We start from the raw sequence: 25,466 nt of genomic DNA, 5'->3' as shown, positions 1-25,466 counted from the left end.
GATTTTCGATGCGATGGTTGACCGCGACATGCTGTGGCCTGTTTCTGACGCTCTCGGGCGTCGTCGTCGGCAGTGCCGCCGCCCGGGAGGCACCGGACGCCGGTGAATCGGCCAGGACGCTGTCGCGCCAGGAAGTGACCGGCGTCCTTGCGCAGAGCCGGCGGATCGTCTCGCCCAACGGCATCGAGGAGCTGCGCAAGGTCCGCATCGGCGGCATCGACCAGTGGCTGTCCGTCCGCGGGCGCGACCGGCGCAATCCGATCCTGCTGGTGCTGCACGGCGGTCCGGCCTCGCCGTTCCTGCCCATCGCCTACACCTACCAGTCGCCCTGGGAGGACTACTTCACCGTCGTGCAGTGGGACCAGCGCGGCACCGGCAAGACCTATGCCTCCAACAGCGAGGCGCAAATGGCGCCGGGCATGACCATCGAAGGCATGGCCGACGATGCCTCGCAGGTGGTGCAGTACCTGCGCCGGCACTACGGCAAGCAGAAGATCTTCCTGCTCGGCCATTCCTGGGGCACGGTGCTGGGCACGATGCTGGCCCAGCGGCACCCGGAATGGTTCCACGCGTACATCGGCGTCGGCCAGGTAGTGAACGTGCGCAGGAACGAAGCGATGGGTTACGACTTCGCCTTGCAGCAGGCGAGGGCGCACGGCAATGTCGAGGCGGTCAAGGCGCTGGAGGGGATCGCACCCTACCCGGGCGACGTGCCGATGACCATCGGGCGCATTGCCGTGCGCAGCAAGTGGGAGACCTACTACGGCGGCCTCGCCTTCGGTCGCGACAGCTTCGCCTTCGATGCCGATGCGGAGACGCTCTCGCCCGACTACAGCCAGCGCGACCTCGAAGCGATCGGCAAGGGCAGCCTGTTCACGCTGCATCGCCTACTGCAGCCGCTGATGGACGTCGACTTCGACCACACCACGCAGTTCGCCTGTCCCGTGCTGCTGTTCGTCGGCGCGCACGACCAGACCACGTCGCATGTGCTGGCCGAGCAGTGGTTCGATCACCTCCAGGCGCCCTGGAAGCGCCTGGTGGTGTTCGCCGATTCGGCGCACATGGTGATGCAGGAACAGCCGGGACGCTTCCTGGTGCACCTGGTGAACGACGCACTGCCGCTGGCACAACGCGCAGGCGACGCCGCGCCGGGTGAAACCACCCGCTAGGGCAAACGGAGCTGCCTATGAAAATCCAGAACGCCAGCCACGCAAGCGCCGGCCGGGGCCGACGACGCACAGTGGCGCACGCCATTCAACCAGGCTGTCGCGCAGTTCCTGCGCGGCAGCGGCGCCACGCCCGGCGGAAAGGGCCGATGAACACCGTGGCGCGCGGTCGCGCCGACGAACCGATGGAGTGATCGATGTTTGCCTATTACCTCGACCTCGCCCTGCGCAGCCTGAAGCGCAACAAGGCGCTCACCGCACTGATGGTGCTCGCCATCGCGGTGGGCATCGGCGCCAGCATGACCACGCTGACGGTGATGCACCTGCTCTCCGGCGATCCGATGCCGGGGCGCAGCGCCATGCTGTTCTATCCGCAGGTGGACCCGAGCGACGATCACCGATCGGACAGCCAGCCGCTCGATGTCATGGATTACCGCTCCGCGGTGGATCTGTGGAGTGCGCATCGCGCGGACCGCCAGGCGCTGATCGCCAGCGCAGGGCTCAAGCTGCGCGCGCCGGGCGTGAACCTGCCGCCGCAGATGGCGCGAGTGCTCTCCACCACCAGCGACTTCTTCCCGATGTTCGCCGTGCCGCTGCGCTACGGAAGCGCGTGGACGCCAGCGGACGATACGCGACGTTCCCGTGTGGCGGTGATCTCCTCCGACCTCAACAACAGGCTGTTCGGTGGTACCAACTCGGTCGGCCGGACCCTGCGGCTGAAGGATGCGGACGTGCGCATCGTCGGCGTGCTGGCGCCGTGGCGGCCCTCGCCGCAGTTCTACGACGTGGCGGGTGGGCGCTTCTCGGAGGGCAAGACCTCGTCCTTCTACTCGAAGCCGGAAGATGTCTTCATGCCCTTCAGCACGGCGCAGGACGTCGCCGGCAACGACTTCAACGTGTTCACCTGCTGGGGCGACCTCGCGGCGCTCAAGCACCTGCAGACCGCGCCCTGCGTATGGGTGGCGCTATGGGTGCAACTGGATGACGCGGCGAAGGTCGCCGGCTACCGGCGCTTCGTGGCCGACTACGCCGCGCAGCAGAAGGCGCTCGGCCGCTTCGTGCACGGGGACAACACCCGCATGATGGACCTCATGCAGTGGCTGGACTTCAACCACGTCGTGCCCAGCGACGTGCGGCTGCAGGTGGTGCTGGCGTTCGCGTTCCTGCTGATCTGCCTGTGCAACACGGTGGGCCTGCTGCTGGCCAAGTTCCTGCGCCGCAGTGGCGAAATCGGCGTGCGTCGCGCGCTCGGCGCCAGCCGTGGCGCGGTATTCGCGCAGTGCCTGGTGGAAGCGGGAATGATCGGCCTGCTCGGCGGCATCGGCGGCTGGCTGCTGACCTTGCTGGGCCTGTGGCTGGTGCGTCGCCAGCCGGTCGAGTACGCCGACCTGGCGCACCTGGACGGCGGCATGTTCCTGGCCACCTTCGTGCTGGCGGTGCTGGCCAGCCTGCTCGCCGGCCTGGTGCCCGCGCTGCGGGCCAGCCGCGTCACGCCCGGCCTGCAACTGAAAACGCTTTGATGCGACCGCGCTGGCGGTTGCACTCCTGATAGGAGACCTAAGGAACCATGCAGATACAACCTGTCCTTGCCGCATTGCGCCGCCACCGCCTGGCCACGCTGCTGATCGTCATGGAGATCGCGCTGGCCTGTGCGGTGCTCTGCAACGCCTGTTTCCTGATCGCCGACCGCGTGCAGCAGACCGGCCTGCAAAGCGGCGTCGACGAGAACTCGCTGGCGGAGCTGACGCTCACCGGCTTCGATCCGGCGCAGGCGACCGACCTCAACGCACGCGTGCTCGACGGGCTGCGCGCGATTCCCGGCATGCAGTCGGTCAGCGTGATCAACGCGGTGCCGTTCGGGCAGCACGCCGGCACCGCCGGCATCAAGCTGAGCCGGGACGCGCAGAAGTCCGCCGGCGTCGTCGACTTCTACGTGGGCGGCCCGGGCAGCTTCGAGGCGCTGGGCCTGCGCGTGGTATCCGGCCGCGGGCCGCAGGCGACCGACATGAGCGCGGTCGCCGACTTCCTGCCCAAGAGCGCTCCGGTGCTGGTGACCCGCGCACTCGCAGTGCACCTGTGGCCGGGCGCCGATCCGCTCGGCCAGGTGATCTGGTGCGCCGACCGGCCGTACCGCGTGATGGGCGTAGTGGACCACCTGGCGCGGCCGAGCGGCGGCGAGGGCGGTCCCGAGACGCGGGAGTGGTCGGTGTTCGTGCCGGCCTTGCCCGGGGAGAATCTCGCCGGCGTCTACCTGCTGCGCGCCGCGCCGCAGCAGCTCGACCGCGTGCTCCGCGATGCGCGCGCGCGGATCGCCAAAATCGCTCCGGAAGTGGTGGTCGACAGCCAGGAGAGCCAGACCCTGCCGCAGCTTCGCGACCGCTATTTCCGCGACGACCGCGCCATGGCCGGCATGCTGATCGGCGTGATCGTGGCACTGCTGCTGGTGACCGCGCTGGGCATCGTCGGCCTGACCAGCTTCTGGGTGGCGCAGCGGCGCAAGCAGATCGGCGTGCGCCGCGCGCTGGGCGCCACCCGCGGCGACATCCTGGGTTATTTCCAGACCGAGAACTTCCTGATCGTCAGCTTCGGCATCGGGCTCGGCATGCTGCTCGCCTTCGGCATCAACCTCCTGCTGATGACCCAGTACGAACTGCCGCGCCTGCCGCTGCTGTACCTGCCGATCGGCGCGCTGGTGCTGTGGGGCCTGGGCCAGGCGGCCGTGCTGGCGCCGGCGCTGCGCGCCGCGGCGGTGCCGCCGGTGGTGGCGACGCGGAGCGTGTGACCTTTCGCTCCCTCCCCGGACGGGCGAGAGAGCCAAGCCAGGAGTACAGGGAATGTTCGCCTACTACCTCGACCTTGCCCTGCGCAGCCTCAGGCGCAGCCCCATCCTCACCGGCCTGATGGTGCTGGCGATCGGCCTGGGCATCGGCGCCAGCATGACCATGCTGACGGTGCTGCACGTGATGACCCGGGATCCGCTGCCGGCGCTCAGCAGCCAGCTCTACTACCCGCACCTGGACCCGCTGCCGAAGAACTATCCCACCGACAAGGAATGGGGCGACCCGAGCGACAACTTCACCTGGCCCGACGCGATGGCACTGCTCAAGGCCCATCGCGCGGACCAGCAGGCGGCCATGGCCGGCGGCCGGGCGCTCGTATGGCCGGTGAAGGCCGGCCGCCTGCCGTTCCGGGTCGAGGGGCGCTATGCCACCGCCGGCTTCTTCGAACTGTTCGGACTACGCCTGGAACAAGGCCACGGGTGGACGGCGGACGACGACGAGGCACGCGCGAGGGTGGTGGTGCTCAGCCACGCGCTGGCCATCCAGTTGTTTGGACGTACCGACGTGGTGGGGCGCATGGTGAGGCTGGGCGATGCTTCGTTCCAGGTGGTCGGCGTGTCCGCCGACTGGGCGCCACAGCCGCAGTTCTATGCCGATGCGTCCAGCAAGGGCAATTACGGTGGCGCTGACCGCTTCTTCCTGCCCTTGGCCACGGCGCTTGACCTGAACATGGGCGTCAGCGGCAACCAGGCAAGCTGGAAGGAGGGCGGCAAGACCAGCGGTGCCTATACCTGGCTGCAGGTATGGGTACGCTTGAAGGACGCCTCGCAGGTGCGCGCCTACCGCCAGTTCCTCGTCGACTACTCGGCGGAGCAGCAGCGGCTGGGTCGGTTCGAACGTTCGCCGCGGAACGCGAAGCTGTATTCGCTGATGGACTGGCTCACGCACCAGAAGCTCGTGCCTGGCGACCTGCGCCTGCAGCTCTGGCTTGCGGTGGGCTTCCTGGTCGTCTGCCTGGTGAACATCGTGGCGCTGCTGCTGGCCAAGTTCCTGCGCCGCAGCGGCGAGGTGAGCGTGCGCCGCGCGCTGGGCGCGCGGCGGCGCGACGTATTCGTGCAGTTCGGCGTCGAATCGGCGCTGGTGGGCACGCTCGGCGGGGTACTGGGCATAGCCGTCGCGCAGATGGGGCTGTGGAGCGTGCGCCATCGCCCGGACAGCTACGCCCATGTCGCGCACATGGATCTTTCGATGCTGGCCCTGACCGTACTGCTCGCGATCGCCGGCAGCGTGCTGGCCGGCCTGTTGCCGGCCTGGCGTGCCTCCCGTGTCGCGCCTGCCCTGCAACTGAAAGCGCAGTGAGGATGTCCGCCATGTCTTTGCGCCCGATCCTTTCCAGCCTGCGCCACCACAAGCTCACCGCGGGCCTGCTCGTGCTGCAGGTGGCCCTGACCCTGGCGATCGTCGCCAACGCTGCGTTCATGGTGGCCCAGCGCGTGCAGCGCATCCGGACGCCGAGCGGTCTGGCCGAGAAGGAGCTGTCGCTGATCCGCGTCGAGGGCACGGTCAAGGACGAGAACCACCAGGCCCGCCAGGCCGCCGACCTCGATGCGCTCCGCCGGATTCCCGGAGTGAAGGCGGCCGTGGTGGTCGGCTGGGCGTTGCCCTTCAGCAGCAACGTGAACAGCTATGGCATCTGCCCCAGCGAGGAGGCGCTCAAGCGCGCCATGGCGGCAAACAGCCTCGACCACACCGGTTGCCTGTCGATCGACACCTACAGTGGCGGTCCCGGGTACCTTGCGGCGCTCGGACTGCGCGTGATCGCAGGCCGCGATTTCACCGACGAAGAATACGTCACCGGCGACGTGTCCGCGATCCTGCTTACCCGTGCCGCCGCGAAGAAGTTCTTCCCGGGCAAGGACCCGCTCGGGCAGATGGTCTACGCCGGCCATCACGGCAGTCGCGTGGTGGGCATCGTGAGCGACACCGTCCGCCCCATGCTGCGTGGCGACGGCAGCGACGGCGAGGTCATGTTCTGGCCCCAATTGCCTGACGGCAACGAGGCGACCTACCTGCTGCGCAGCGCGCCGGGCGATCGCGACCGCGTGCTCGCCGCGGCCGCCCGGATGTTGCAGGCGGTGGATCCCAACCGCCTGATTCCCGAGGATGGGCGCCGCACCTATACGCAGATGCGCGATGCGTACTTCGAGCGCGACAGCACCATGATCGGCTTGCTGCTGGCCGCGGCGCTGGGCCTGCTGTTCGTGACTGTCCTGGGCATTGCCGGCCTGGCCAACTTCTGGGTGCAGCAGCGCACGCGCACGATCGGCATCCGCCGCGCGATCGGCGCCACGCGGGCGGACATCCTGCGCTACTTCCAGGCCGAGAACTTCCTGATCGTCGGCGGCGGCGTGCTGCTGGGCATGTTGCTGGCGGTGGTGCTCAACCTGCTGCTGATGAGCCGTTACGAACTGCCGCGCCTGCCGCTGTGGTACCTGCCGCTGGGCGCGCTGGCGTTGTGGGCGCTGGGCCAGTTGTCCGTGCTGGCGCCGGCGCTGCGCGCCTCGCGCGTGCCGCCGGTGGTGGCGACGCGGTCGGTATGACGGGCGTCGCGCCGGCGCCTGCGCCGCCGTGGCGGGGGGACGCCCGGCACGCACGAGTGCGGCGGGCCGGGTAGGCTATGGCCTGCGGCGCAACCGCGTCGCATCCGTATGGCAACCTTTTGGCGTGGAGATGCATCCATGCCGTCATGTGCAGGAAAAAGATGCGAACCGTCCTGATCATTGATGACAACCCTTCGGTAGGCGAGGCGTTGTCGCTGCTGCTGTCGCTGCACGACATCCGCCCGCTGATCGCGCTGACGCCGCAGGAAGGGCTGGCGATGCTCGACCGCGAGCTGGTCGACGTGGTGATCCAGGACATGAACTTCACCGCCGACACCACCTCGGGCGAGGAAGGCGTGGCGCTGTTCCGCGCCATCCGCCAGCGCCACACCGACCTGCCGGTGGTCCTGCTGACCGCCTGGACGCACCTGGAGACCGCCGTGGAACTGGTCAAGGCCGGCGCCGCCGACTACCTGGCCAAGCCATGGGACGACACCAAGCTGCTGGCCACGGTGGAGAACCTGCTGGAGCTGTCCGAGTCGACCCGCGAGGTCAACCGCACACGCCGCGAGCGCCGCCGCCGCCGCGAGGTGCTGCGCCAGACCTACGACCTGGACGGACTGGTGTTCGCCTCCGACGCGATGGCGCAGACCCTGGAGCTCGCCTGCCAGGTCGCCCGCTCGCACGTGCCGGTGCTGATCACCGGGCCCAACGGCGCGGGCAAGGAGCGCATCGCCTGCATCGTCCACGCGAACTCGTCGGTGAAGCACGGGCCGTTCGTGGCGGTGAACTGCGGCGCGCTGCCGGGCGAGCTGATCGAGGCGGAGTTGTTCGGCGCCGACGCGGGCGCCTATACCGGCGCCAACAAGGCGCGCGAAGGCCGCTTCGAGCTGGCCGACGGCGGCACCCTGTTCCTGGACGAGATCGGCAACCTGCCGCTGCCGGGGCAGGTGAAGCTGCTGCGCGTGCTGGAGACTGGGCAGTTCGAGCGCCTGGGCTCGGGCCGCACGCGGCAGGTCAAGGTGCGCGTGCTTTCGGCGACCAACGCCGACCTCAAGGCGATGGTGCGTGCCGGAACGTTCCGCGAGGATCTCTATTACCGCCTCAACGTGATCGAGGTGAACCTGCCGCCGTTGTCCGAGCGCAGCGACGACATCGTGCCGCTGGCCGAGTACTTCCTCGACGGCCGCGCCGAGCTGGGCGACGCCGCGCGCGAGGCGCTGGCGAGCTATCCCTGGCCCGGCAACGTGCGCGAGCTGAAGAACGCGATCGAGCGCGCGGCGCTGCTCGCCACCGACGGCGTGGTCACCCCGCAGTTGCTCAACCTGCCGCAGCACACCCCCACGGTGGCGCGCAACCTGGACGAACCCAGCCGCGAGGCGGTGGAAACCGCGCTGCAGCGGGCCGACGGCGTGGTCAGCCGCGCCGCGCAGGCGCTGGGCCTGTCGCGCCAGGCGCTGTACCGGCGGATGGAGCGCTACGGGCTGGCCACCAGCGCGTAGGGCCGACTGAAGCCCACCCGACGTATCCCTTGCGAACCGTGCGTTTCGGCGGTTGCCGGCGCGGGAGTGGCGCGGGATGATCGGTGCCCGTCCCCAAGGAGCAGGAATCATGCGTATCCAGGTCGTCGTGCTTGCCTCGTTGCTGGTCGCCGCCGCGGCCCATGCGCAGTCGGTGCCGTCCGCCAGCCGCGCCAGCGACAGCTGGGACGCTCCGGCGCCGGCGTCCACGGCAAGCTACCGCGATGCCACCGCGCTGCCGGGGTCGAAGGCCAAATCGTCCCCGTTCAAGTTCAAGGAACGCGGCGACCGCGAGCCGTTGCTGCCGGGCAACGCGGCGCGGGAGCATTCGGGCAAGGCCGCGGTGGGCACCATGGGCAGCATGGACGCCAACGGCCGTCCGGCGGTCAGTTGCCCGCAGACGCCGATGGATCCTGCGTGCCACTGAGCCACCAGGCCCGCCGCCGGAGCTACGCATGCAACTGAGATCGCTGCAGGTCCGGCTGAGCGGGCTGCTGATGCTGGCCGGGCTGAGCGGTGCGCTGGTCTACGCCGGCATCACCCAGTGGCCGGTACCGCAACTGCTTTCCTGGCTGCGACACGACCCGCGGCTGGGCGTCCATCTGCCGACCTTGCCGGGCACGTCCGGTGGCCTGCTGGCGAGCCTGCTGGTGCTGCTGCCGCTCGCGCTCTGGCTGGGCGGGCAGGTGATGGCGCCGATCCGCCGCCTGTTGCGTGCGCTCGAGGGTGCGGTGGCGAGCTACCGCGACGGTGATTTCAGTTTTTCCATTTCCGCCGACCGCCGCGACGAGCTCGGCGAGCTGATCCGCATGCACAACGCGCTGGGCCAGACCCTGCGCGAGCAGCGCCAGCACCTGGTCCAGCGCGAGCTGCTGCTGGACACGGTGGTGCAGCACACGCCGGTGTCGCTGGTGCTGGCCAACACGCAGGGGCGCGTGGCCTACGCCAACATCGCGGCGCGGCATCTGTTCAACGAAGGGCGCAGCCTCAATGGGCTGGACTTCGGCGAGCTGCTGCTCAACGTGCCCGAGACGCTGCGGCGCGCGGTGGAAAGCGGCGAGGATGCGCTGCTCAGCGTGCCTATGGACGGCGCCGACGAAACCTTCCACCTGTCGCAGCGGCTGTTCCGGCTGCAGGGACGGCCGCACAAGCTGTACTCGTTCCGCCGCATGACGCGCGAGCTGTCGCGGCAGGAAGTGGCGACGTGGAAGCGGGTGATCCGCGTGATCAGCCACGAGCTCAACAACTCGTTGGCGCCCATCTCCTCGCTGGCGCACTCCGGCGCGGAACTGGCTCGGCGCGGCGACATGGCGCGGCTGCCCGGCGTGTTCGCCACCATCGGCGAACGTGCGCGCCACCTGCACGGCTTCATCGCCGGCTACGCCAGCTTCGCCAAGCTGCCCACGCCGCAGCCGCAACCGATCGACTGGCAGGCCTTCCTGGACAGCCTGGCACTGCACTGCCGCTACCGGCTGGTGGGTAGCGTGCCAGCGGAGCCGGGCTGGTTCGACAAGGCGCAGATCGAGCAGGTGCTGATCAACCTGATCAAGAACGCGCACGAGGCCGGCGGCGCGGAGGACGGCGTCACGCTGGCGCTGGCGCAGGTCGGCCACGACTGGCGCATCGAGGTGGCCGACCGCGGCCCCGGCATGAGCGAGACCGTGCTGGCACAGGCGCTGCTGCCGTTCTATTCGACCAAGCGCTCGGGCACAGGCCTGGGCCTGGCGCTGGCGCGCGAGATCACCGAGGCGCACGGCGGCCGCATCACGCTGGCCAACCGCGAGGACGGCGGCCTGCGCGTGAGCCTGCTGCTGCCCGTGCGGGTCGCGTAGCGGCTTCCGGCGGCGCGGGCGCAGGCCGCTCCCCTATACTGGCTGCTCAGCCACGGGAGGGAATTCATGGGCAGCATCGTGATCGGCGTCGTCATCATCCTGCTGGCGATCATCGTGATCGCCAAGCTGGTGCGCATCGTGCCGCAGGGCTACGAATGGACGGTGGAAACCTTCGGTCGCTACACGCGCACGCTGAGCCCCGGCCTACATTTCCTGATCCCGTTCTACCAGGCCGTCGGCGCCAAGATGAACATGATGGAGCAGGTGCTGGACGTGCCTTCGCAGGACGTCATCACCAAGGACAACGCGGTGGTGCGCGTGGACGGCGTGGTGTTTTACCAGGTGCTGGACGCGGCCAAGGCGGCCTACGAGGTGGCCAACCTGGAGCAGGCTTCGCTGGCGCTGGTGATGACCAACATCCGCACCGTGCTGGGCTCGATGGACCTGGACGAGTCCCTGAGCAAGCGCGACACGATCAACGCGCAGTTGCTGCGCGTGGTCGACGAGGCGACCCATCCGTGGGGCGTCAAGGTCAACCGCATCGAGATCAAGGACATCGCGCCGCCGCGCGACCTGGTCGATGCGATGGCCAAGCAGATGAAGGCCGAGCGCGAGAAGCGTTCGAACATCCTGGAGGCCGAGGGCTTCAAGCAGGCGGCGATCCTCAAGGCCGACGGCGAAAAGCAGAGCGCGATCCTGGCTGCCGAGGGCAAGAAGGAAGCGGCGTTCCGCGAGGCCGAGGCGCGCATCCGCCTGGCCGAGGCCGAGGCCGAGGCGACCAAGATGGTTTCCGACGCGATCGCCAACGGCAACCTCAACGCGCTCAACTACTTCGTCGCCAACAAGTACGTCGAGGCGCTGAAGGAGATCGCACATTCGCCCAACCAGAAGATGCTGCTGCTGCCGATGGAGGCGACCGGCATCATCGGCTCGCTGGCCGGCATCGCGGAGCTTGCGAAGGAGTCGCTGTCGCAGCAGGTGACGAAGGCGGTGCCGCCGCCGCGCTGAGGCGGGGGCCTCCCCATCCGCCTGTCGGCACCTTCCCCCGCAGGCGGGGGAAGGATCATTTGGTGACGCTCGAGGTTCGATCCGCGCGTTTCGGCGAGGTCTGAAGCTTCGATCCTTCCCCCGTTCCACGGGGGAAGGTGCCCGAAGGGCGGATGGGGGCAACCTTGCCGTACGCACCGAGCTTGCCGCCGTTTCACGCAAACGACACCATCGCCACACGCCAACCCGGAGTCCCGCATGTTCTCCACCCTCGCAACCCATCACCTGTGGTGGCTGCTGGCCCTGCTGCTGATCGCGCTGGAGGTCGCCCTGCCGGGCTACTTCCTGCTGTGGATCGGCATCGGCGCGGGCGCCACCGGCGTGCTGGTCTGGCTGATGCCCGGCATGTCGCTGCTGGCGCAGGCGATCGCCTTTGCGGCGCTGGCCTTCGTGTCGTGCGCGATCTACGCCTACGGGCTGCGTCCCAGGCTGCGGCGTGGTGACGCCGCCGGCGAGCAGCTCAACCGCCGCGGCGCGCAGATGGTCGGCCAGCGCTACGTGCTGGTCGAGCCGATCGTCAACGGTCGCGGCAAGGCGCGCGTGGGCGATGGTGCATGGCTGGTCAACGGACCGGACCTGCCGCTGGGTGCCACCGTCGAGGTGGTCGGCGTCGAGGGCAACACGCTGCAGGTACGGCCCGCCGCATGAGCGCGGCCGGCAAGGCGGCGCAGGCGCCGTTCGACACGCGCATCGCCTTCCTGGTGGAGCTGGCGCGCCGGCTGCACCAGTACGGCACCTCGGCGCCGCGCCTGGAGATGGCGGTCGCCGGCGCGGCGCAGCAGTTGGGCGTGATCGCCGACGTCTGGTCCAGCCCCACCGCGATCATCGTTTCCTTTGCCGAGACCGGGCGCGGCGAGGAGGGCCTGGCCCAGGTCACCCAGGTGATACGGCTGGCGCCCGGCGACGTGAACCTGGCACGCCTGTGCGAAGCCGACGCGATCGCCGACCGGGCGATCGCCGGCGAGCTCGGCCTGCGCGAAGGCTTCCGCCTGCTGCGCGAGCTCGGCCGCCCGGAAACGCGCCGCGCGCAGGCGGGCGTGGTCGGCAGCTACGGCCTGTCGGCGGCGAGCGTGGCGGCGCTGTTCCTGCACAGTTCCTGGGCCGACCTGCTGGTAGCCGGCGCGATCGGCCTGGTGATCGGCGTGATCACCGTGCTCTCGGCGACACGCCCACGGCTGGCAGCGGCGAGCGAGGCGATCAGCGCGCTGGTGGCGACCGCCGGCGCGATCCTGGTCAGCGCGTTCGTGGTGCCGCTGGCGATCAAGTCGGTGGTGCTGGCCGCGCTGATCGTGCTGGTGCCGGGCATGTCGCTGACCACCGCGGTGCGCGAGATCTCCAGCCAGCACCTGACCTCGGGCATGGCACGCATGGGCGGCGCCATCGCGACGCTGCTCAAGCTCACCTTCGGCACCGTGGCGGCCAGCCAGCTTTGCGCGGCCTTCGGCATCCATCCCGGCACCTACGCGCTGCCGCCGCTGCCGCGCTGGATGGACTGGCCCTCGCTGCTGGTCGGTGCGCTGGGATTCGCGATCCTGTTCCGCACTGCGCGGCGCGACTGGGCGGTGGTGGTGGCCGCGGTGTTCGTCGGCTACCTGGCCACGCGCTGGGGCGGCCTGCTGTCGACGGCGATCGCCGGCGCACCGTTCGGCGTGTTCCTCGGCGGCCTGCTGCTGGGCGCCATGGCCAACCTTTACGCGCGCTACCTGCACCGGCCCGGCGCGGTGGTGCGCGAGCCGGGCATCATCCTGCTGGTGCCGGGCAGCGTCGGCTTCCGCAGCGTGTCCTACCTGTTCGAGCGCGACACCACGCTGGGCATGGACAGCCTGATCCTGCTGGTCACGCTGCTGATCTCGCTGGTGGCGGGCCTGCTGTTCGGCGATCTGCTGGTATCGCCGAGGCGTTCGCTCTGAGCTTCGTCGGCACCGCTCTTGCGGCGCGCGTAGAGCAAACAGGCGGTGTACGCGCTGGTGGCCGACCGGCTCCCTCTCCCCGCCGGGGAGAAGGGTTGGGGTGAGGGGCCGGGGCTCGCCTCGACCCTCGTTCAGGCGACGAACCGGCTTTCAGTCGCCGGCGTCCTCGTCCTCGACGCCCGCGTCCCCCTGCTGCAGTTCCTTCAACAACTGGAAGATCTCCCGGTACGCCCGCGGCGGCTTGTTCGCCGCGCGCTCGCTGCGTGCCTGGCGGACCAGCGAGCGCAGGTGCTGGCGGTCGATGGCCGGGTGTTCGGCGATCAGTTCGGCGGCGGCCTCGTCATCCTCCAGCAGGCGCTCGCGCAGGGCCTCCAGCCGGTGCATCGCCGCCGTCTCCTGGCGCTGGCGCTCGCGGTTCTCGCCGAGCTCGGCGCGCACGCTGTCGAATACCTCGTCTTCGTGGCGGCGCATCTTCTTCGCCAGGAACGCGAGCTGGCGCTTGCGCGCGATGTGCGAGCTGATGCGCCGCACGTTGGCGATCTCGTCGCGCACGTCCTCGGGCAGGTCGAGCTTGGCCAGGCGGCTGGGCGGCAGCTCCACGAGCTGGGTGGCGAGCGCCAGCACCGCCAGCGCCTCGCGGCGCTGCTGGGTGCGGCTGGGACCGTAGTCCTGCTCGTCGAGTTCGGTCTGGTTGCGGCTGCGGCTCGGGCTCACGGCTGATCCATCGGGTCGGGGCTGGCGGTTTCCAGCGCGAAGCGGGGCACGGGTCGTCCGTCGACGGTGACGGTTTCGCCGAACATGGCGGCAGGCCGCACCCACAGGCCGTGCTCGCCGTAGAGCGCGCGGTACACCACCAGTTCCTCCAGCGTCTCGCTGTGGCGGGCGGTGCCCAGCACCTGGTAGCGCTGGCCCTTGTAATGTCGGTAGATGCCGGCGACCGGTGGCATGGCGCGCTCCTTTTGATTGCGCAGGGGCGACCCCATGTCGGGAAGTCGTGCGTTTTCGCGCCGCCCATTCTACCTGCCTGAAGGAAAGCCCCGTGAGTGCAGCCGCCCTGTCCGCCGACACCAGCCACCAGGAACTCGACCGCCTGGCCGAGCTCGCCGAGGATGTGATCCGCCGCGCGCGCGCCGCCGGCGCCAGCGCGGCGGAAGTGGCGGCGAGCGTGGACAGCGGGCTCAACGTGAACGTGCGCCTGGGCGAGGTGGAGACCGTCGAGCACACGCGCGACCGCGGCTTCGGCCTGACCGTGTACTTCGGCCAGCGCAAGGGCACCGCCAGCACCGCCGACCTCAACGCGGCCTCGGTGCAGGCGACCATCGACCAGGCCTGCGCGATCGCGCGCTACACCGAGGCCGATCCGGCCGCCGGCCTCGCCGATCCGGCGCGCATGGCGACCGCATTCCCCGATCTGGACCTGTGGCATCCGTGGCATGTGGATACCGCCGAGGCGATCGAGCTGGGCCAGCGGATCGAGGCGGCCGGCCGCGCGCACGCGGGCATCACCAATTCCGACGGCGCCGCCGTGCAGGCCGGGCAGACGCTGTCGGTCTACGCCAATTCGCACGGTTTCCTCGGGCGCGAGCGCGCCACGCGGCATGCGCTCTCGCTCTCGCTGATCGCCGGCGAGGGCGATGGCATGCAGCGCGACTACTGGTACGACTCCGTCCGCGACGCCAACGACTTCATGAGCGCGCAGGCGCTGGGCGACAAGGCGGCCGAGCGCACGTTGGCGCGGCTGAACTCGCGCAGCCTGGGCACGCGCCAGTGCCCGGTGCTGTTCGTGCCGGAGCTCGCGCGCGGGCTGATCGGCCACCTGGTCAGCGCGGTGAGCGGCGGCGCACTGTACCGGCGCGCCAGCTTCCTGCTCGACCATGCCGGCAAGCAGGTGATGCCCGAATGGCTGAACATCGTCGAGCGCCCGTTCCTGCCGCGTGGCATGGGCTCGGGTGCGTTCGATGCCGAAGGCGTGGCCACCGCCGACAGCGCGCTGGTCGAGAACGGCGTGCTCGCCCGCTACATCCTGGGCAGCTACTCGGCGCGCAAGCTGGGACTGGAATCGACCGGCAACGCCGGCGGCATCCACAACCTGCTGGTCGAGCCCGGCCAGGACGACTTCGCCGCGCTGCTCGAGCGCATGGGCACCGGCCTGGTGGTCACCGAGGTGATGGGGCAGGGGGTGAGCACGCTGACCGGCGATTACTCGCGTGGCGCGGCCGGCTTCTGGGTCGAAGGCGGCCAGATTGCCTACCCGGTCGAGGAAATCACCATCGCCGCCAACCTGCGCGACATGTTCGCGGGCATCGTGGCGGTGGGCAGCGACGTGGACCGGCGCGCGCAGATCCTGACCGGTTCGATCCTGCTCGAGCGGATGACGGTGGCCGGCCAGTAGCACCACTTTCCTATGGCAACGCCGCGCGGCTTTGCTAGCATCGCCGCACCGGCACCGGGCCGGCGTCCCGAAGGCCACAGGAGACACGCATGAGTGTTCCACCCGATTCCGTCGTCCCGCCCCCGCCGCCCACCGGCGAGCCGGTGCCGCCGCCCGAGCCGCTGGATTCGGCCGGCATGCCCAGCCACGAGGAGCGCCAGTGGGCGCTGTTCGCGCACCTTTCCGCCTTGCTCGGCGGCCTGCTCACTGGCGCCTTCGCCGGCCTGGGCTGCTTCATCGGGCCGCTGGTCATCTGGCTGGTCAAGAAGGACACCATGCCCTTCGTCGACGACCAGGCCAAGGAAGCGCTGAACTTCAACATCACCCTGGCCATCGTCGGCGTGGTGCTCTTGCTGCTGACGCTGGTCACCTTCGGCTTCGGCGCGCTGCTGACGGTGCCGATCGGCATCCTGGTCGGCATCGCCTGGCTGGTGTTCACCATCATCGCCGCGGTCAAGGCGAACGAAGGGGAGCGCTACCGCTATCCCTTCACGCTGCGGCTGATCAAGTAGACGCGAGGCGGGCTCCGGCCCGCTTCTGCTTTTCAGGGGAACGGGTGGTGGCTGAGGCTCGCCACCCGACTTCAGTGCGTGCGGTTGGCGGCGTAAAGCGCAAGCTCTTCGAGCAGGTCCGCACGCGGTCCGAACGCGGCAATGGCCTCGAGCGCCGTGGCGGTGAGTTTCGCCAGCCGCGCGCGGGAGGCCTCCAGGCCGATGATCGAGGGGAAGGTCGGCTTGTCGGCCGCCGCATCCTTGCCGGCGGTCTTGCCGATCACCGCCGATTCGCCTTCCACGTCGAGGATGTCGTCGCGCACCTGGAAAGCCAGGCCGACGGCGGTGGCGTAGCGGTCCAGCATGGTCAGCGCCGGGGCATCGGCGCCGGCGGCGAGCGCGCCCAGTTGCACGGACGTGCGGATCAGCGCGCCGGTCTTGCAGGCGTGCATGTGCTCCAGCTCGGCCAGCGTCAACTTGCGGCCCACCGCGGAGAGGTCCAGCGCCTGGCCACCGGCCATGCCCTCGGCGCCGCAGGCGCGGCCGAGGACGCGCAGCATCTGCAGCGTGCGCGCGGCATCGGCGCCGGCATGCGGGTCGTGCGCGAGGATCTCGAAGGCGAGTGCCTGCAGCGCGTCGCCGGCCAGGATCGCCATCGCCTCGCCGTAGACCACGTGGCAGGTCGGGCGGCCGCGGCGCAACGCGTCGTCGTCCATCGCCGGCAGGTCGTCGTGCACCAGCGAGTAGGCGTGGATCAGCTCGACCGCACAGGCGGGCGCATCCAGCTCGACGCCCTCGCTGCCCAGTGCGTGGCCGGCGGCGTAGACCAGCAGCGGGCGCAGCCGCTTGCCGCCGCCGAGCACGGCGTAGCGCATCGCGCGGTGCAGTGCCAGCGGCGGCTGTTGCTCGGAGGGCAGCACGCGCGAAAGCGCGGCGTCGGCGCGCGCGGTCAGCGCGAGCAGGCGTGGGCCGAGTTGGGGCGGCGCGTCAGGGCTCGGATTCGAAAGGTTCGGCGTCGTCGGGCGCATCGGGATCGAGCAGCAGGCGCACGCGCAGCTCGGCCTTGTCCAGGGCCTGCTGGCAGTGACGGTAGAGGCCGATGCCGCGCTCGAAGGAGGCCAGCGATTCGTCCAGGCTCAGCTCGCCGCCTTCCATGCGTTCCACCAACTGTTCGAGCTCGTCCAGCGAGTGCTCGAAGTCGGCGACGGACGGGGTTTCCGCGGGGGTGGGAGCGGGATTGGCCATGGCCCGCAACGCTAGCGCAGCGGGGGTGGGGAATCAATGTTTTGCTGGTGTCGGCGGTGTTGTGGACCCTTCGACGCGACCATCGCAGGCACGCCTTCGAAGCGAACAGGTTGCGGTGCCTCGCCGTGTCGGGTCCTCAGCCGAACGGGTCCCGTTCCGCCTGGCGAGCCGGCCTCCAGCACAGGCGCGCGCCCAGTCCCTCGAAGAGGCTGGCGGCCCGTTCCGTCTGCCACAGGTCAGCTACCGCAATCAGCTCGCCGCCCGCGTAGAGCAGCGGGCACGCCTGGCGGCGCCATGGTGGCAGCGCCGCCTGCTGGAACAGGTCGCGCAATTCGCGGGTGTGCCGGTCGCCGGCAGGCCTGATGCGCTCGCCGCCGCGGCGCAGGCGCACGGTGAGCGGTGCGGCCAGCCGCGCGGGCGGATCGAGGACGAGGGTGCCACCGTCCGGCAGCTCCAGCGGTTCGCCGTGCCAGTCGGCCTGCCATTGCGGATCGACCGGGGCCCGTGGCGCCAGCGCCCACAGGCGCCCCTTCCAGATGTGCAGCTCGGTACCGCGCCAGCGCACGCACGGCTGCTGGCCGGCGCGGGCGGCACACTGGCGCTCGATCTGCCGGCGCTGCGCCGCAGTGGGTGCGCCCAGCCCGCGCGCGTGCAGCCAGTGGTCGAGCAGCGGCTCGCGCAACGCGGATTCGAGGGCCAGCCAGCCGTTCGCATCGAGGCTGCCGGTGGCCGGATCGTGCAGCACGTCGAGCGCCTCCAGCCAGCGCCGGCGCAGGCTCCCATCCGCGGCACGACAGAGCGCTGCGCTGTGCAGGATCGAGTCGACCGCGTGCGGGAAGTATCGCTGCAGGCGCGGCAGGATTTCGTGGCGCAGGTGGTTGCGCGCCAGCGCGGTGTCGCGGTTGGACGGATCGTCGACACAGGGCAGTCGGTGCGCCTGCACGTAGGCGCGCAGCACCTCGCGGGGCAGGTCGAGCAACGGTCGCCACAGCCATCCGGCACCGAGCGCGCGGGTTGCGCGCATGCCGCCCAATCCTTGCGGGCCAGCGCCACGCAGCAGCTTGAGCAGTACCGTCTCCGCCTGGTCGTCGCGGTGATGGCCCAGCAGCAGCCATTCGCCCGGCTGGATCGCTCGCGCGAAGGCGGCGTAGCGGACGTGGCGTGCCGCGGCTTCGAGACCTTCGCCGGATTCACGCGGCACGTCGACCTGTGCCACCTCGCAGGTGATGTCCAGCCTCGCGCAGAACGTCCGTGCCTGCGCCGCCCATTCGCCGCTGTCGGCGCACAGCCCGTGGTCCACGTGCAGCGCACGCAGGCCGCGGGCGCGCGCCTGCGGCAACGCGGCGAGCGCGTGCAGCAGGGCGGTGGAATCGGGCCCGCCGCTGAAGGCCACGCACAGCGGGCCGTCTGGGTGGGCGTCGAGGGCGTGGCGCAGCGCGTCGGGCAGCGTGCGCGAGCTACTCACGGGCGGCGGGCTTCTTCTTGTTGCGCACGTAGAGGTGCTTGCCGTTGCCGAGCTGGCGCTCCTCGGCCTGGAACAGGCCGATCGCGTTGACCAGGCCGCTCAGCTTGCCGTAGCCCCAGTTGCGCGAGTCGAACTCGGGCGCGCGCTTGCTGACCATGCTGCCTACCGCGCCAAGGCCCGCCCAGCCGGTGTCGTCGGCGGCATCCTCGATCGCGTTGCGCAGCAGGTTGACCAGGCGCGTATCCTGGCGCAGCTCCTGCGTGTTCAGGCGCTGCGCGGGTTCGGCGGGCTTCTCCTCGCCGCTGTCCGCCTCGCCGAGCACGTCGGTGTAGATGAAGCGGTCGCAGGCAGCGACGAAGGGGCCCGGCGTCTTGCGCTCGCCGAAACCGTAGACGGTCAGGCCTGACTCGCGGATGCGCCGCGCCAGCGTGGTGAAGTCGCTGTCGCTGGAGACGATGCAGAAGCCGTCGAAGCGGCCGGTGTAGAGCAGGTCCATCGCGTCGATGATCATCGCCGAGTCGGTGGCGTTCTTGCCCTTGGTGTAGCCGAACTGCTGGATCGGCTGGATCGACAGGGCGAGCAACTGGTCCTTCCAGCCGCGCAGGTGGTTGTCGGTCCAGTCGCCGTAGGCGCGCTTGACGTGGGCGGTGCCGTAGCGCGCGACCTCCGCCAGCAGGCCTTCGGCCAGCGTGGGCTGGGCGTTGTCGGCGTCGATCAGCACGGCGAGCTTGGCGTGGTCGGCCATGTGCAGGGCTCCAAGGATGGACCCGGATAGTAAACCGCGCGCGCAGCTTCCCTTGCAGAAGTGCACCTCTGCGCCGTCCCCGACCGCGCGCGAGGCGCGCCCTTGCGACGTCAGCGGCTGAAGTTGAGTTCGATGTCCAGGCCGCTGGGGTCGGTGAGGAACAGCTGCACCTGGGGCGGCTCGTCCACTTCGTCGACCTCGTAGGCCACCCCGGCGGCGTCCAGGCGGGCGCGGGTGGCGTCCAGGTCGGTGCAGGCGAAGGCCAGGTGGTTGAAGTGGCCGGTCGGCGCTGGCGCGGTGTCGCCGGGACCGGCGATGGTCAGATGCAGCACGTCGGTCTCGCCGGCGTACAGCCAGTAGCCGCGCGAGCCGGAGCGGAACGCCGGACGCAGGCCCTGGCGCAGGCCGATCAGGTCGATGTAGAAGCAGCGCAGGCGTTCGATCATCGCCTCGGGCGCGCGGATGTTCGCATGGGCGAGGCCGCGTACGCCGGTCACCGGCTTATTCCTGGTAGGCGCCGTAGCTGCGCAGGCGACGGTAGCGCTGCTCCAGCAGGTCGGGCTCGGCAATCGCCTCGAGCTCGTCGAGCTGGTTCATCAGCACGGCCTTCAGGCGGATCGCCATCGAGCGGGGGTTGCGGTGTGCGCCGCCCAGCGGCTCGCGGATGACCTTGTCGACCAGGCCGAGCTCGTGCAGGCGCGGCGCGGTCATGCCCAGCGCCTCGGCGGCGTCGCGTGCCTTGTCCTGGCTCTTCCACAGGATCGAGGCGCAGCCTTCGGGCGAGATCACCGAATAGGTCGAGTACTGCAGCATGTTGACACGGTCGCCCACGCCGATCGCCAGCGCGCCGCCGGAGCCGCCCTCGCCGATCACCGTGCAGATGATCGGGGTCCTGAGGTCGGCCATCTCCAGCAGGTTGCGCGCGATCGCCTCGCTCTGGCCGCGCTCCTCGGCGCCCACGCCGGGATAGGCGCCGGGGGTGTCGATGAAGGTCAGCAGCGGCAGGCCGAAGCGCTCGGCCATCTTCATCAGGCGCAGCGCCTTGCGGTAGCCCTCCGGCCGCGGCATGCCGAAGTTGCGGCGCACCTTGGTCTTGGTGTCGCGGCCCTTCTGGTGGCCGATGATCATCACCGGCCGGCCGTTGATGCGGCCCAGGCCGCCGACGATGGCGGCGTCGTCGGCGTAGGCGCGGTCGCCGGCCAGTTCCTGGAATTCCTCGCAGATCACGCCGACGTAGTCGAGCGTGTAGGGCCGCGCCGGATGGCGCGAGAGCTGGGTGATCTGCCAGGAATTGAGGTTGCGGAAGATCTCGGCGGTCTTGACCTTCAGCTTCTCGCGCAGGCGCGAGACTTCCTCGTCGATGTTGAACGCCTGGCCGTGGCTGGCGTGGCGCAGCTCTTCGACCTTCGCTTCCAGTTCGGCGATCGGCTGTTCGAAATCGAGGAAGTTGGGGTTCATTCGCGGGCGGTTCGTGACGCGGAGCGGGCCAGTATAACGGGCGCCGCGGGAACGCGGGGACGCCGGCGTATGGGAGCCGCCTGCAAACCCTGGCGCGGCCGATGGGCCGCGAACGTATCATCCTTGCGGAACGCGCCGCGATCTTGGCGATCCGGCGCACGACCACCACGGGAGCGTGCCATGACTCTGCGGGCTGTTGCACTGCGCTGCCTGGGCATCCTGCTGCTGGTGCTGGCACCGGGCGCGGAAGCGCTTGCCGGCACATCGCCCGGAACGCCGGTCGTCGACCATCACACGCATCTCAACGCCCCGGCGATACAGGCGTTCCTGCCGGAGTTCTGCGCCGCGGTGAAGCGCCTCGGTGGCTGCGACCCGGCCTTGACGGCAGCCCATTCGCCCGCCGACCTGCTCGCGGCCATGGACAAGGCCGGCATCCGCCGGGCGCTGGTGCTGTCGGACGGCTACCTGGCCCAGAGCCCGATGATGAAGCCGCAGCGACCCGATGCGGCGGCGCTGATGCGCGCAGCGAACGACTGGACGGTTGCGCTCGCGCGACGCCATCCGACGCGCCTGGCCGCGTTCATTGCGGTCGATCCGCTGCGCCCGACCGCCCTGGGAGAAATTGCCCGCTGGCGTGACGATCCGGCGGTCAGGGGCGTCAAGCTGCACCTGACCGCCTCGGGCGTGGACCTGCGCAACAGCCGCCACCTGGCTGCCTTGGCGGGCGTTTTCCGCGCGGCGGCCGGCGCGCGCCTGGCCATCCTGGTCCACCTGCGCACGACGCGCGGCGACTACGGGGCAGGCGATGTCCAGCGCTTCCTCGACGCGGTGCTGCCGTCGGCCGGGAGCGCGCCTGTCCAGATCGCCCACGCCGCCGGATGGGGCGGCATCGATGCGCCCACGCTGTCGGCACTCGGTGCGTTCGCCGACGCCTTCCAGGCGCATCCCGAGCATTTCCGTCACGTCTGGTTCGACCTATCGGGCGTGTGGTCGGGCCATGGCTCGGCTTCCGACCGGCAAGCGCTGGTCGTACTGATGCGGCGGATCGGAATCCGCCATTTCCTGCCGGGTTCGGACTGGCCCTACAACGGGGACAGCCTTGCCGAGTACTACGGCCACGGCTATCCGCAGCTGCCGTTGACGCAGAAGGAGTGGGCAATCATCCGGGCCAATGTGGCGCCCTACGCGAAGGCGCGGTAGCGGGCGGTATCACGCCACGCGTCAGTCGGCGGCCTTCACCAGCCGCAGCCGCGCGGCTTCCACCCACTGCAGCCCGCGCAACGCGCGCAGCAGGTCGGGGATGGCGTTGACGCGCCAGTCCTCGCCCAGTTCCAGGTCGGCCTGGGCGGTCCGGTTGTGGTAGCCGTGCAGGATCACGCTGGCGCGGCCGCCGCGGTAGCCGGCCAGGGCCTGCTTGAGTTCCTGCTCGAAGCCGGGACCGATGCCGTTCAACTTGACCCTGAGCGCACGCGCGTGGCGGCGGCAGGCGTCGGCCAGGGTCATGGCGCCGCGGGCGCGCAACTGGAAGCCGCCGCCGGAGAAATCGTCGATGCGCAGGCCGCCCTCGACGATCAGCATCTCGTCGCGGGTGAGCAACGGCGCGACCTGCTGGTAGAGCTCGCCGAAGAAACTCACCTCGATGGTGCCGGTGCCGTCCTCCAGCCGCACGAAGGCGTCGCTATCGCCGCGCTTGCGGACCGCAGTGACCATGCCGGCGACGGTCCAGGGCGTATCGGGGCCGCGGCGGAAGCGGTTCTCCTCGCCGTCGCTCTTGCGCGGGCGCGGCGGCTGGTAGCGCTCGGCGATCTCGCCCAGCGGGCAGGTGGACAGTTGCGCCAGTTCCTCGCGCCACGGGTCGGTGGGATGGCCGGAGAGGTAGTGGCCCAGCGTCTCGCGCTCGCCCTGCAGCTTCTGCTCGAGCGGCCATTCGGGCGCGGTCGGCAGCTCGATCTGCACCACCGGCGCGGCGCTGCCCATCAGGGCACCGAACATGTCGTTCTGGCCGGACTGCTTGTCGCGCAGGTGCTGCTCGGCGGCCTTGATCGCGTCGGGCAGCTGCAGCATCAGGCTGGCGCGGGTGGGCGCCAGCGCGTCCAGGCTGCCGGAGAGGATCAACGCCTCGAGCACGCGGCGATTGAACTTGGTCGGATCGACGCGGCGGCAGAAATCCGCCAAGTCCTTGTACGCGCCGCCGCGCTGGCGCTCCTCGACGATCGATTCGCAGGCGCCCTGGCCGACGCCCTTGATGGCGCCCAGGCCGTAGCGGATGACGCGCGGTTCGACCGCCACGAACATGAAGTCGGAGGCGTTCACGTCCGGCGGCAGGATGGTCAGGCCGATCGCGCGCGACTCGTCCAGGAACGTCACCGCCTTGTCGGTGTTGTCCATGTCCGAGGAAATCGTCGCGGCCATGAACTCGGCCGGGTAGTGCGCCTTCAGCCACGCGGTCTGGTAGGAGACCAGCGCGTAGGCCGCCGCGTGCGACTTGTTGAAGCCGTAGCCGGCGAACTTCTCCATCAGGTCGAAGATGGCGTCGGCCTTCTCGCCGGACAGCCCGTCCCTGGCGGCACCTTCGCGGAAGGTCGCGCGGTGCTTGACCATCTCCTCGACTTTCTTCTTGCCCATCGCGCGGCGCAGCAGATCGGCGCCGCCGAGCGTGTAGCCGCCGACGATCTGCGCCATCTGCATCACCTGCTCCTGGTAGACCATGATGCCGTAGGTCTCTTTCAGGATCGGCCCGACGCGCGGGTCGGGGTACTCCACGTCCTCGCGGCCGTGCTTGCGTGCCACGAAGCTGGGGATCAGGTCCATCGGGCCGGGGCGGTACAGTGCCACCAGCGCCACGATGTCGCCGAAGCGGTCGGGCTTGGCGTCCTTGAGCATGCGCTGCATGCCGGAGGATTCGAGCTGGAACACCGCCACCGTCTGCGCGCGCTTGAGCAGTTCGTAGGTCGGCGCGTCGTCCAGCGGCAGCGCAGCGATGTCCAGCGGCTCCTCGCCGGCTTTCGCGCGGCGCGCGTTGATCGCTTTGACCGCCCAGTCGATGATGGTGAGCGTGCGCAGGCCGAGGAAGTCGAACTTGACCAGGCCGACGGCCTCGACGTCGTCCTTGTCGTACTGCGTCACCACGCCGGCGCCGCCCGGTTCGCAGTACAGCGGGGCGAACTCGGTGAGCGGCTTGGGGCCGATCACCACGCCGCCGGCGTGCTTGCCGGCGTTGCGCGTGAGGTTCTCCAGCTTCAACGCCAGGTCTACGAGCGTGCGCGCCTCCTCGTCCTGCTCGTACAGCTCGCAGAACTCGCGCACGACGCGGTCGGGCTCCTTCTTCGACTTCTCCGAGCGGCCCAGCGCGTCGGATAGCGTGAGGTCCAGCGGCCGTGGCGGGATCAGCTTGGCGATGCGGTCGACCTGGTTGTAGCCCATGCCGAGCACGCGGCCGGAGTCGCGCAGCACTGCCTTGGCGGCCATCGAACCGTAGGTGATGATCTGGCTGACGTGGTCGCGGCCGTACTTGCGCGCGACGTAGTCGATCACCTCGTCGCGCCGGTCCATGCAGAAGTCGATGTCGAAGTCAGGCATCGACACGCGCTCGGGATTGAGGAAGCGCTCGAACAGCAGGTCGAACTGCAGCGGGTCCAGGTCGGTGATCTTCAGGACCCAGGCGACCAGCGAGCCGGCGCCCGAGCCGCGGCCGGGGCCGACCGGTATGCCGTTCTGCTTACCCCAGTTGATGAAGTCGGCCACGATCAGGAAGTAGCCGGGGAAGCCCATCCGGATGATGACGTCGAGCTCGCGTTCCAGCCGCGCCTCGTAGTCGGCCAGCGTGTGGCCGGGCGCCAGCGGATTGACCGCCAGGCGCTCCTTCAGGCCGGCGCGCGCGGTGTCGCGGATGTAGCTGTCGAGGTCGTAGCCCTCGGGCACCGGGAAGTCAGGCAGGTAGTAGGTGCCGAACTTGAGTTCCAGGTTGCAGCGCCGGGCCAGCTCGACGGTGTTCTCCAACGCCTCGGGCAGATCGGCGAAGAGCTCGGCCATCTGAGCGGGGGACTTCAGGTATTGCTGGTCGGAGTACTCGCGCGGGCGCTTCGGATCGGCCAGCACGCGGCCCTGGTGGATGCACACGCGCGCCTCGTGCGCCTCGAAGTCGTCCTGCTTGAGGAAGCGCACGTCGTTGCTGGCCAGCAGCGGCAGCTCGAGGGCATCGCCCAGCGCCAGCGCGGCGGTGTTCCAGGCTTCCTCGCCCTCGCGGCCGCAGCGGGTGAGTTCCAGGTACAGGCGGTCGGGAAACAGCCGCGCGAGCGGTTGCAGCCGCGCGATGCCGGCATCCACGCCCTGGCTCACCGCGATGCGGCCGGCCTCGCTTTCGCGGCCGAGCAGGCCGATCAGCCCGCCGGTGGTTTCGGGAGTCAGCCAGTGCGCCTCCACCAGCGCCTTGCCGCCGTGCTGCCCTTCACGCCAGGCGCGCGAGACCAGCCGCGACAGGTTGAGGTAGCCCTCGCGATCCTGGCACACCACGGTCAGCCGCCACGGGCGCGGATCGTCAGCCGAGCCGATCCACAGGTCGCAGCCGCCGATCGGCTTGACGCCCGCACCGCTGCACGCCTTGTAGAACTTCACCAGCGCGAACATGTTGCTGTCGTCGGTGAGCGCCACCGCCGGCATGCCCTCGCGCACGCAGGCGTCGACCAGCGCCTTGATGCGGATGGTCGAGTCGACCAGCGAGTACTCGCTGTGCAGGTGGAAATGGACGAAGCGTGCGGACATCTGAGGACTCGGGAG

Annotated in this window: 23 protein-coding genes; 14 read left to right on the top strand and 9 right to left on the bottom strand. The window is 69.9% G+C overall.

What is annotated here, in order from left to right; genetic code table 11:
• Positions 1 to 8: 8 nt before the first annotated feature.
• The 11 genes from AAIL17_RS02960 to AAIL17_RS02910 all read left to right on the top strand — a co-directional run bounded on the left by AAIL17_RS02960 (position 9) and on the right by AAIL17_RS02910 (position 12,855).
• Positions 9 to 1,169 (top strand): alpha/beta fold hydrolase, encoded by a 1,161-nt coding sequence (locus AAIL17_RS02960; RefSeq protein ID WP_424681324.1) that lies wholly within the window; start codon positions 9 to 11, stop codon positions 1,167 to 1,169.
• 194 nt (positions 1,170 to 1,363) lie between these two features.
• Entirely contained in the window at positions 1,364 to 2,686 is a 1,323-nt protein-coding gene (locus tag AAIL17_RS02955) for an ABC transporter permease (protein ID WP_424681323.1), read from the top strand.
• Positions 2,687 to 2,733: 47 nt separating this feature from the next.
• Positions 2,734 to 3,948 (top strand): ABC transporter permease, encoded by a 1,215-nt coding sequence (locus AAIL17_RS02950; RefSeq protein ID WP_424681322.1) that lies wholly within the window; start codon positions 2,734 to 2,736, stop codon positions 3,946 to 3,948.
• A 52-nt stretch (positions 3,949 to 4,000) separates the two neighbouring features.
• Positions 4,001 to 5,305, top strand: coding sequence for an ABC transporter permease (locus AAIL17_RS02945; RefSeq protein WP_424681321.1), 1,305 nt, complete (start codon positions 4,001 to 4,003; stop codon positions 5,303 to 5,305).
• A gap of 11 nt (positions 5,306 to 5,316) precedes the next feature.
• Positions 5,317 to 6,546, top strand: coding sequence for an ABC transporter permease (locus AAIL17_RS02940; RefSeq protein ID WP_424681320.1), 1,230 nt, complete (start codon positions 5,317 to 5,319; stop codon positions 6,544 to 6,546).
• Between the two features lie 161 nt (positions 6,547 to 6,707).
• A complete protein-coding gene (locus AAIL17_RS02935; protein WP_424681319.1) occupies positions 6,708 to 8,048 on the top strand; it encodes a sigma-54-dependent transcriptional regulator in 1,341 nt (446 codons plus the stop codon).
• Between the two features lie 109 nt (positions 8,049 to 8,157).
• A complete protein-coding gene (locus AAIL17_RS02930; RefSeq protein ID WP_424681318.1) occupies positions 8,158 to 8,493 on the top strand; it encodes a hypothetical protein in 336 nt (111 codons plus the stop codon).
• 28 nt (positions 8,494 to 8,521) lie between these two features.
• Positions 8,522 to 9,898, top strand: a complete 1,377-nt coding sequence (locus AAIL17_RS02925) for a sensor histidine kinase (protein WP_424681317.1) — start codon at positions 8,522 to 8,524, stop codon at positions 9,896 to 9,898.
• A 66-nt stretch (positions 9,899 to 9,964) separates the two neighbouring features.
• Complete coding sequence (locus tag AAIL17_RS02920) at positions 9,965 to 10,906, top strand: SPFH domain-containing protein (RefSeq protein WP_424681316.1); 942 nt, start codon at positions 9,965 to 9,967, stop codon at positions 10,904 to 10,906.
• Positions 10,907 to 11,143: 237 nt separating this feature from the next.
• The gene (locus AAIL17_RS02915; RefSeq protein WP_424681315.1) at positions 11,144 to 11,593 is read left to right on the top strand and encodes an NfeD family protein; all 450 of its coding nucleotides are present in this window, start codon (positions 11,144 to 11,146) and stop codon (positions 11,591 to 11,593) included.
• Positions 11,590 to 12,855, top strand: coding sequence for a threonine/serine ThrE exporter family protein (locus AAIL17_RS02910; protein WP_424681314.1), 1,266 nt, complete (start codon positions 11,590 to 11,592; stop codon positions 12,853 to 12,855). The genes AAIL17_RS02915 and AAIL17_RS02910 overlap by 4 nt, the downstream gene beginning before the upstream one ends.
• Before the next feature lie 150 nt (positions 12,856 to 13,005).
• Here the strand turns inward: AAIL17_RS02910 and yjgA are convergent, their stop codons facing one another.
• Positions 13,006 to 13,569, bottom strand: a complete 564-nt coding sequence (gene yjgA / locus AAIL17_RS02905) for a ribosome biogenesis factor YjgA (protein WP_424681313.1) — start codon at positions 13,567 to 13,569, stop codon at positions 13,006 to 13,008.
• Positions 13,566 to 13,802 (bottom strand): DUF1653 domain-containing protein, encoded by a 237-nt coding sequence (locus tag AAIL17_RS02900; protein ID WP_424681312.1) that lies wholly within the window; start codon positions 13,800 to 13,802, stop codon positions 13,566 to 13,568. The genes yjgA and AAIL17_RS02900 overlap by 4 nt, the downstream gene beginning before the upstream one ends.
• A 92-nt stretch (positions 13,803 to 13,894) precedes the next feature.
• On the opposite strand from AAIL17_RS02900, the gene pmbA reads away from it, so the two are divergent.
• Entirely contained in the window at positions 13,895 to 15,247 is a 1,353-nt protein-coding gene (gene pmbA / locus AAIL17_RS02895; RefSeq protein ID WP_424681311.1) for a metalloprotease PmbA, read from the top strand.
• Between the two features lie 89 nt (positions 15,248 to 15,336).
• Positions 15,337 to 15,798, top strand: coding sequence for a DUF4870 domain-containing protein (locus AAIL17_RS02890; protein WP_424681310.1), 462 nt, complete (start codon positions 15,337 to 15,339; stop codon positions 15,796 to 15,798).
• A gap of 71 nt (positions 15,799 to 15,869) precedes the next feature.
• On the opposite strand, the gene AAIL17_RS02885 is transcribed toward AAIL17_RS02890, so the two are convergent.
• The 6 genes from AAIL17_RS02885 to AAIL17_RS02860 all read right to left on the bottom strand — a co-directional run bounded on the left by AAIL17_RS02885 (position 15,870) and on the right by AAIL17_RS02860 (position 20,690).
• A complete protein-coding gene (locus AAIL17_RS02885; protein ID WP_424681309.1) occupies positions 15,870 to 16,805 on the bottom strand; it encodes a polyprenyl synthetase family protein in 936 nt (311 codons plus the stop codon).
• Positions 16,765 to 17,022 (bottom strand): exodeoxyribonuclease VII small subunit, encoded by a 258-nt coding sequence (locus AAIL17_RS02880; protein ID WP_424681308.1) that lies wholly within the window; start codon positions 17,020 to 17,022, stop codon positions 16,765 to 16,767. The genes AAIL17_RS02885 and AAIL17_RS02880 overlap by 41 nt, the downstream gene beginning before the upstream one ends.
• A gap of 136 nt (positions 17,023 to 17,158) precedes the next feature.
• Positions 17,159 to 18,487: a tRNA lysidine(34) synthetase TilS gene (gene tilS, locus AAIL17_RS02875; protein WP_424681307.1), complete on the bottom strand. Its 1,329-nt coding sequence runs from the start codon at positions 18,485 to 18,487 to the stop codon at positions 17,159 to 17,161.
• Entirely contained in the window at positions 18,480 to 19,232 is a 753-nt protein-coding gene (locus tag AAIL17_RS02870) for an NYN domain-containing protein (protein ID WP_424681306.1), read from the bottom strand. The genes tilS and AAIL17_RS02870 overlap by 8 nt, the downstream gene beginning before the upstream one ends.
• Positions 19,233 to 19,342: 110 nt before the next feature.
• On the bottom strand, positions 19,343 to 19,729 hold the full coding sequence (locus tag AAIL17_RS02865) for a VOC family protein (protein ID WP_424681305.1): 387 nt from the start codon (positions 19,727 to 19,729) through the stop codon (positions 19,343 to 19,345).
• A 4-nt stretch (positions 19,730 to 19,733) separates the two neighbouring features.
• Positions 19,734 to 20,690, bottom strand: a complete 957-nt coding sequence (locus AAIL17_RS02860; RefSeq protein ID WP_424681304.1) for an acetyl-CoA carboxylase carboxyltransferase subunit alpha — start codon at positions 20,688 to 20,690, stop codon at positions 19,734 to 19,736.
• Positions 20,691 to 20,870: 180 nt separating this feature from the next.
• Between AAIL17_RS02860 and AAIL17_RS02855 the strand changes: the two genes are divergently transcribed.
• Positions 20,871 to 21,890 (top strand): amidohydrolase family protein, encoded by a 1,020-nt coding sequence (locus AAIL17_RS02855; RefSeq protein ID WP_424681303.1) that lies wholly within the window; start codon positions 20,871 to 20,873, stop codon positions 21,888 to 21,890.
• A gap of 21 nt (positions 21,891 to 21,911) precedes the next feature.
• Here AAIL17_RS02855 and dnaE read toward each other — a convergent pair whose 3' ends face one another.
• Positions 21,912 to 25,451 carry a DNA polymerase III subunit alpha gene (gene dnaE / locus AAIL17_RS02850; protein WP_424681302.1) on the bottom strand — a complete coding sequence of 1,180 codons (3,540 nt, stop codon included), beginning with the start codon at positions 25,449 to 25,451 and terminating at the stop codon, positions 21,912 to 21,914.
• Between the last annotated feature and the right edge of the window lie 15 nt (positions 25,452 to 25,466).

Source organism: Frateuria sp. YIM B11624 (genome assembly GCF_049727805.1).
Lineage (GTDB): Bacteria > Pseudomonadota > Gammaproteobacteria > Xanthomonadales > Rhodanobacteraceae > Frateuria_A.
The sequence above is the reverse complement of the archived record's forward strand: the minus strand, read 5'-3'. Positions and strand labels throughout refer to the sequence as shown.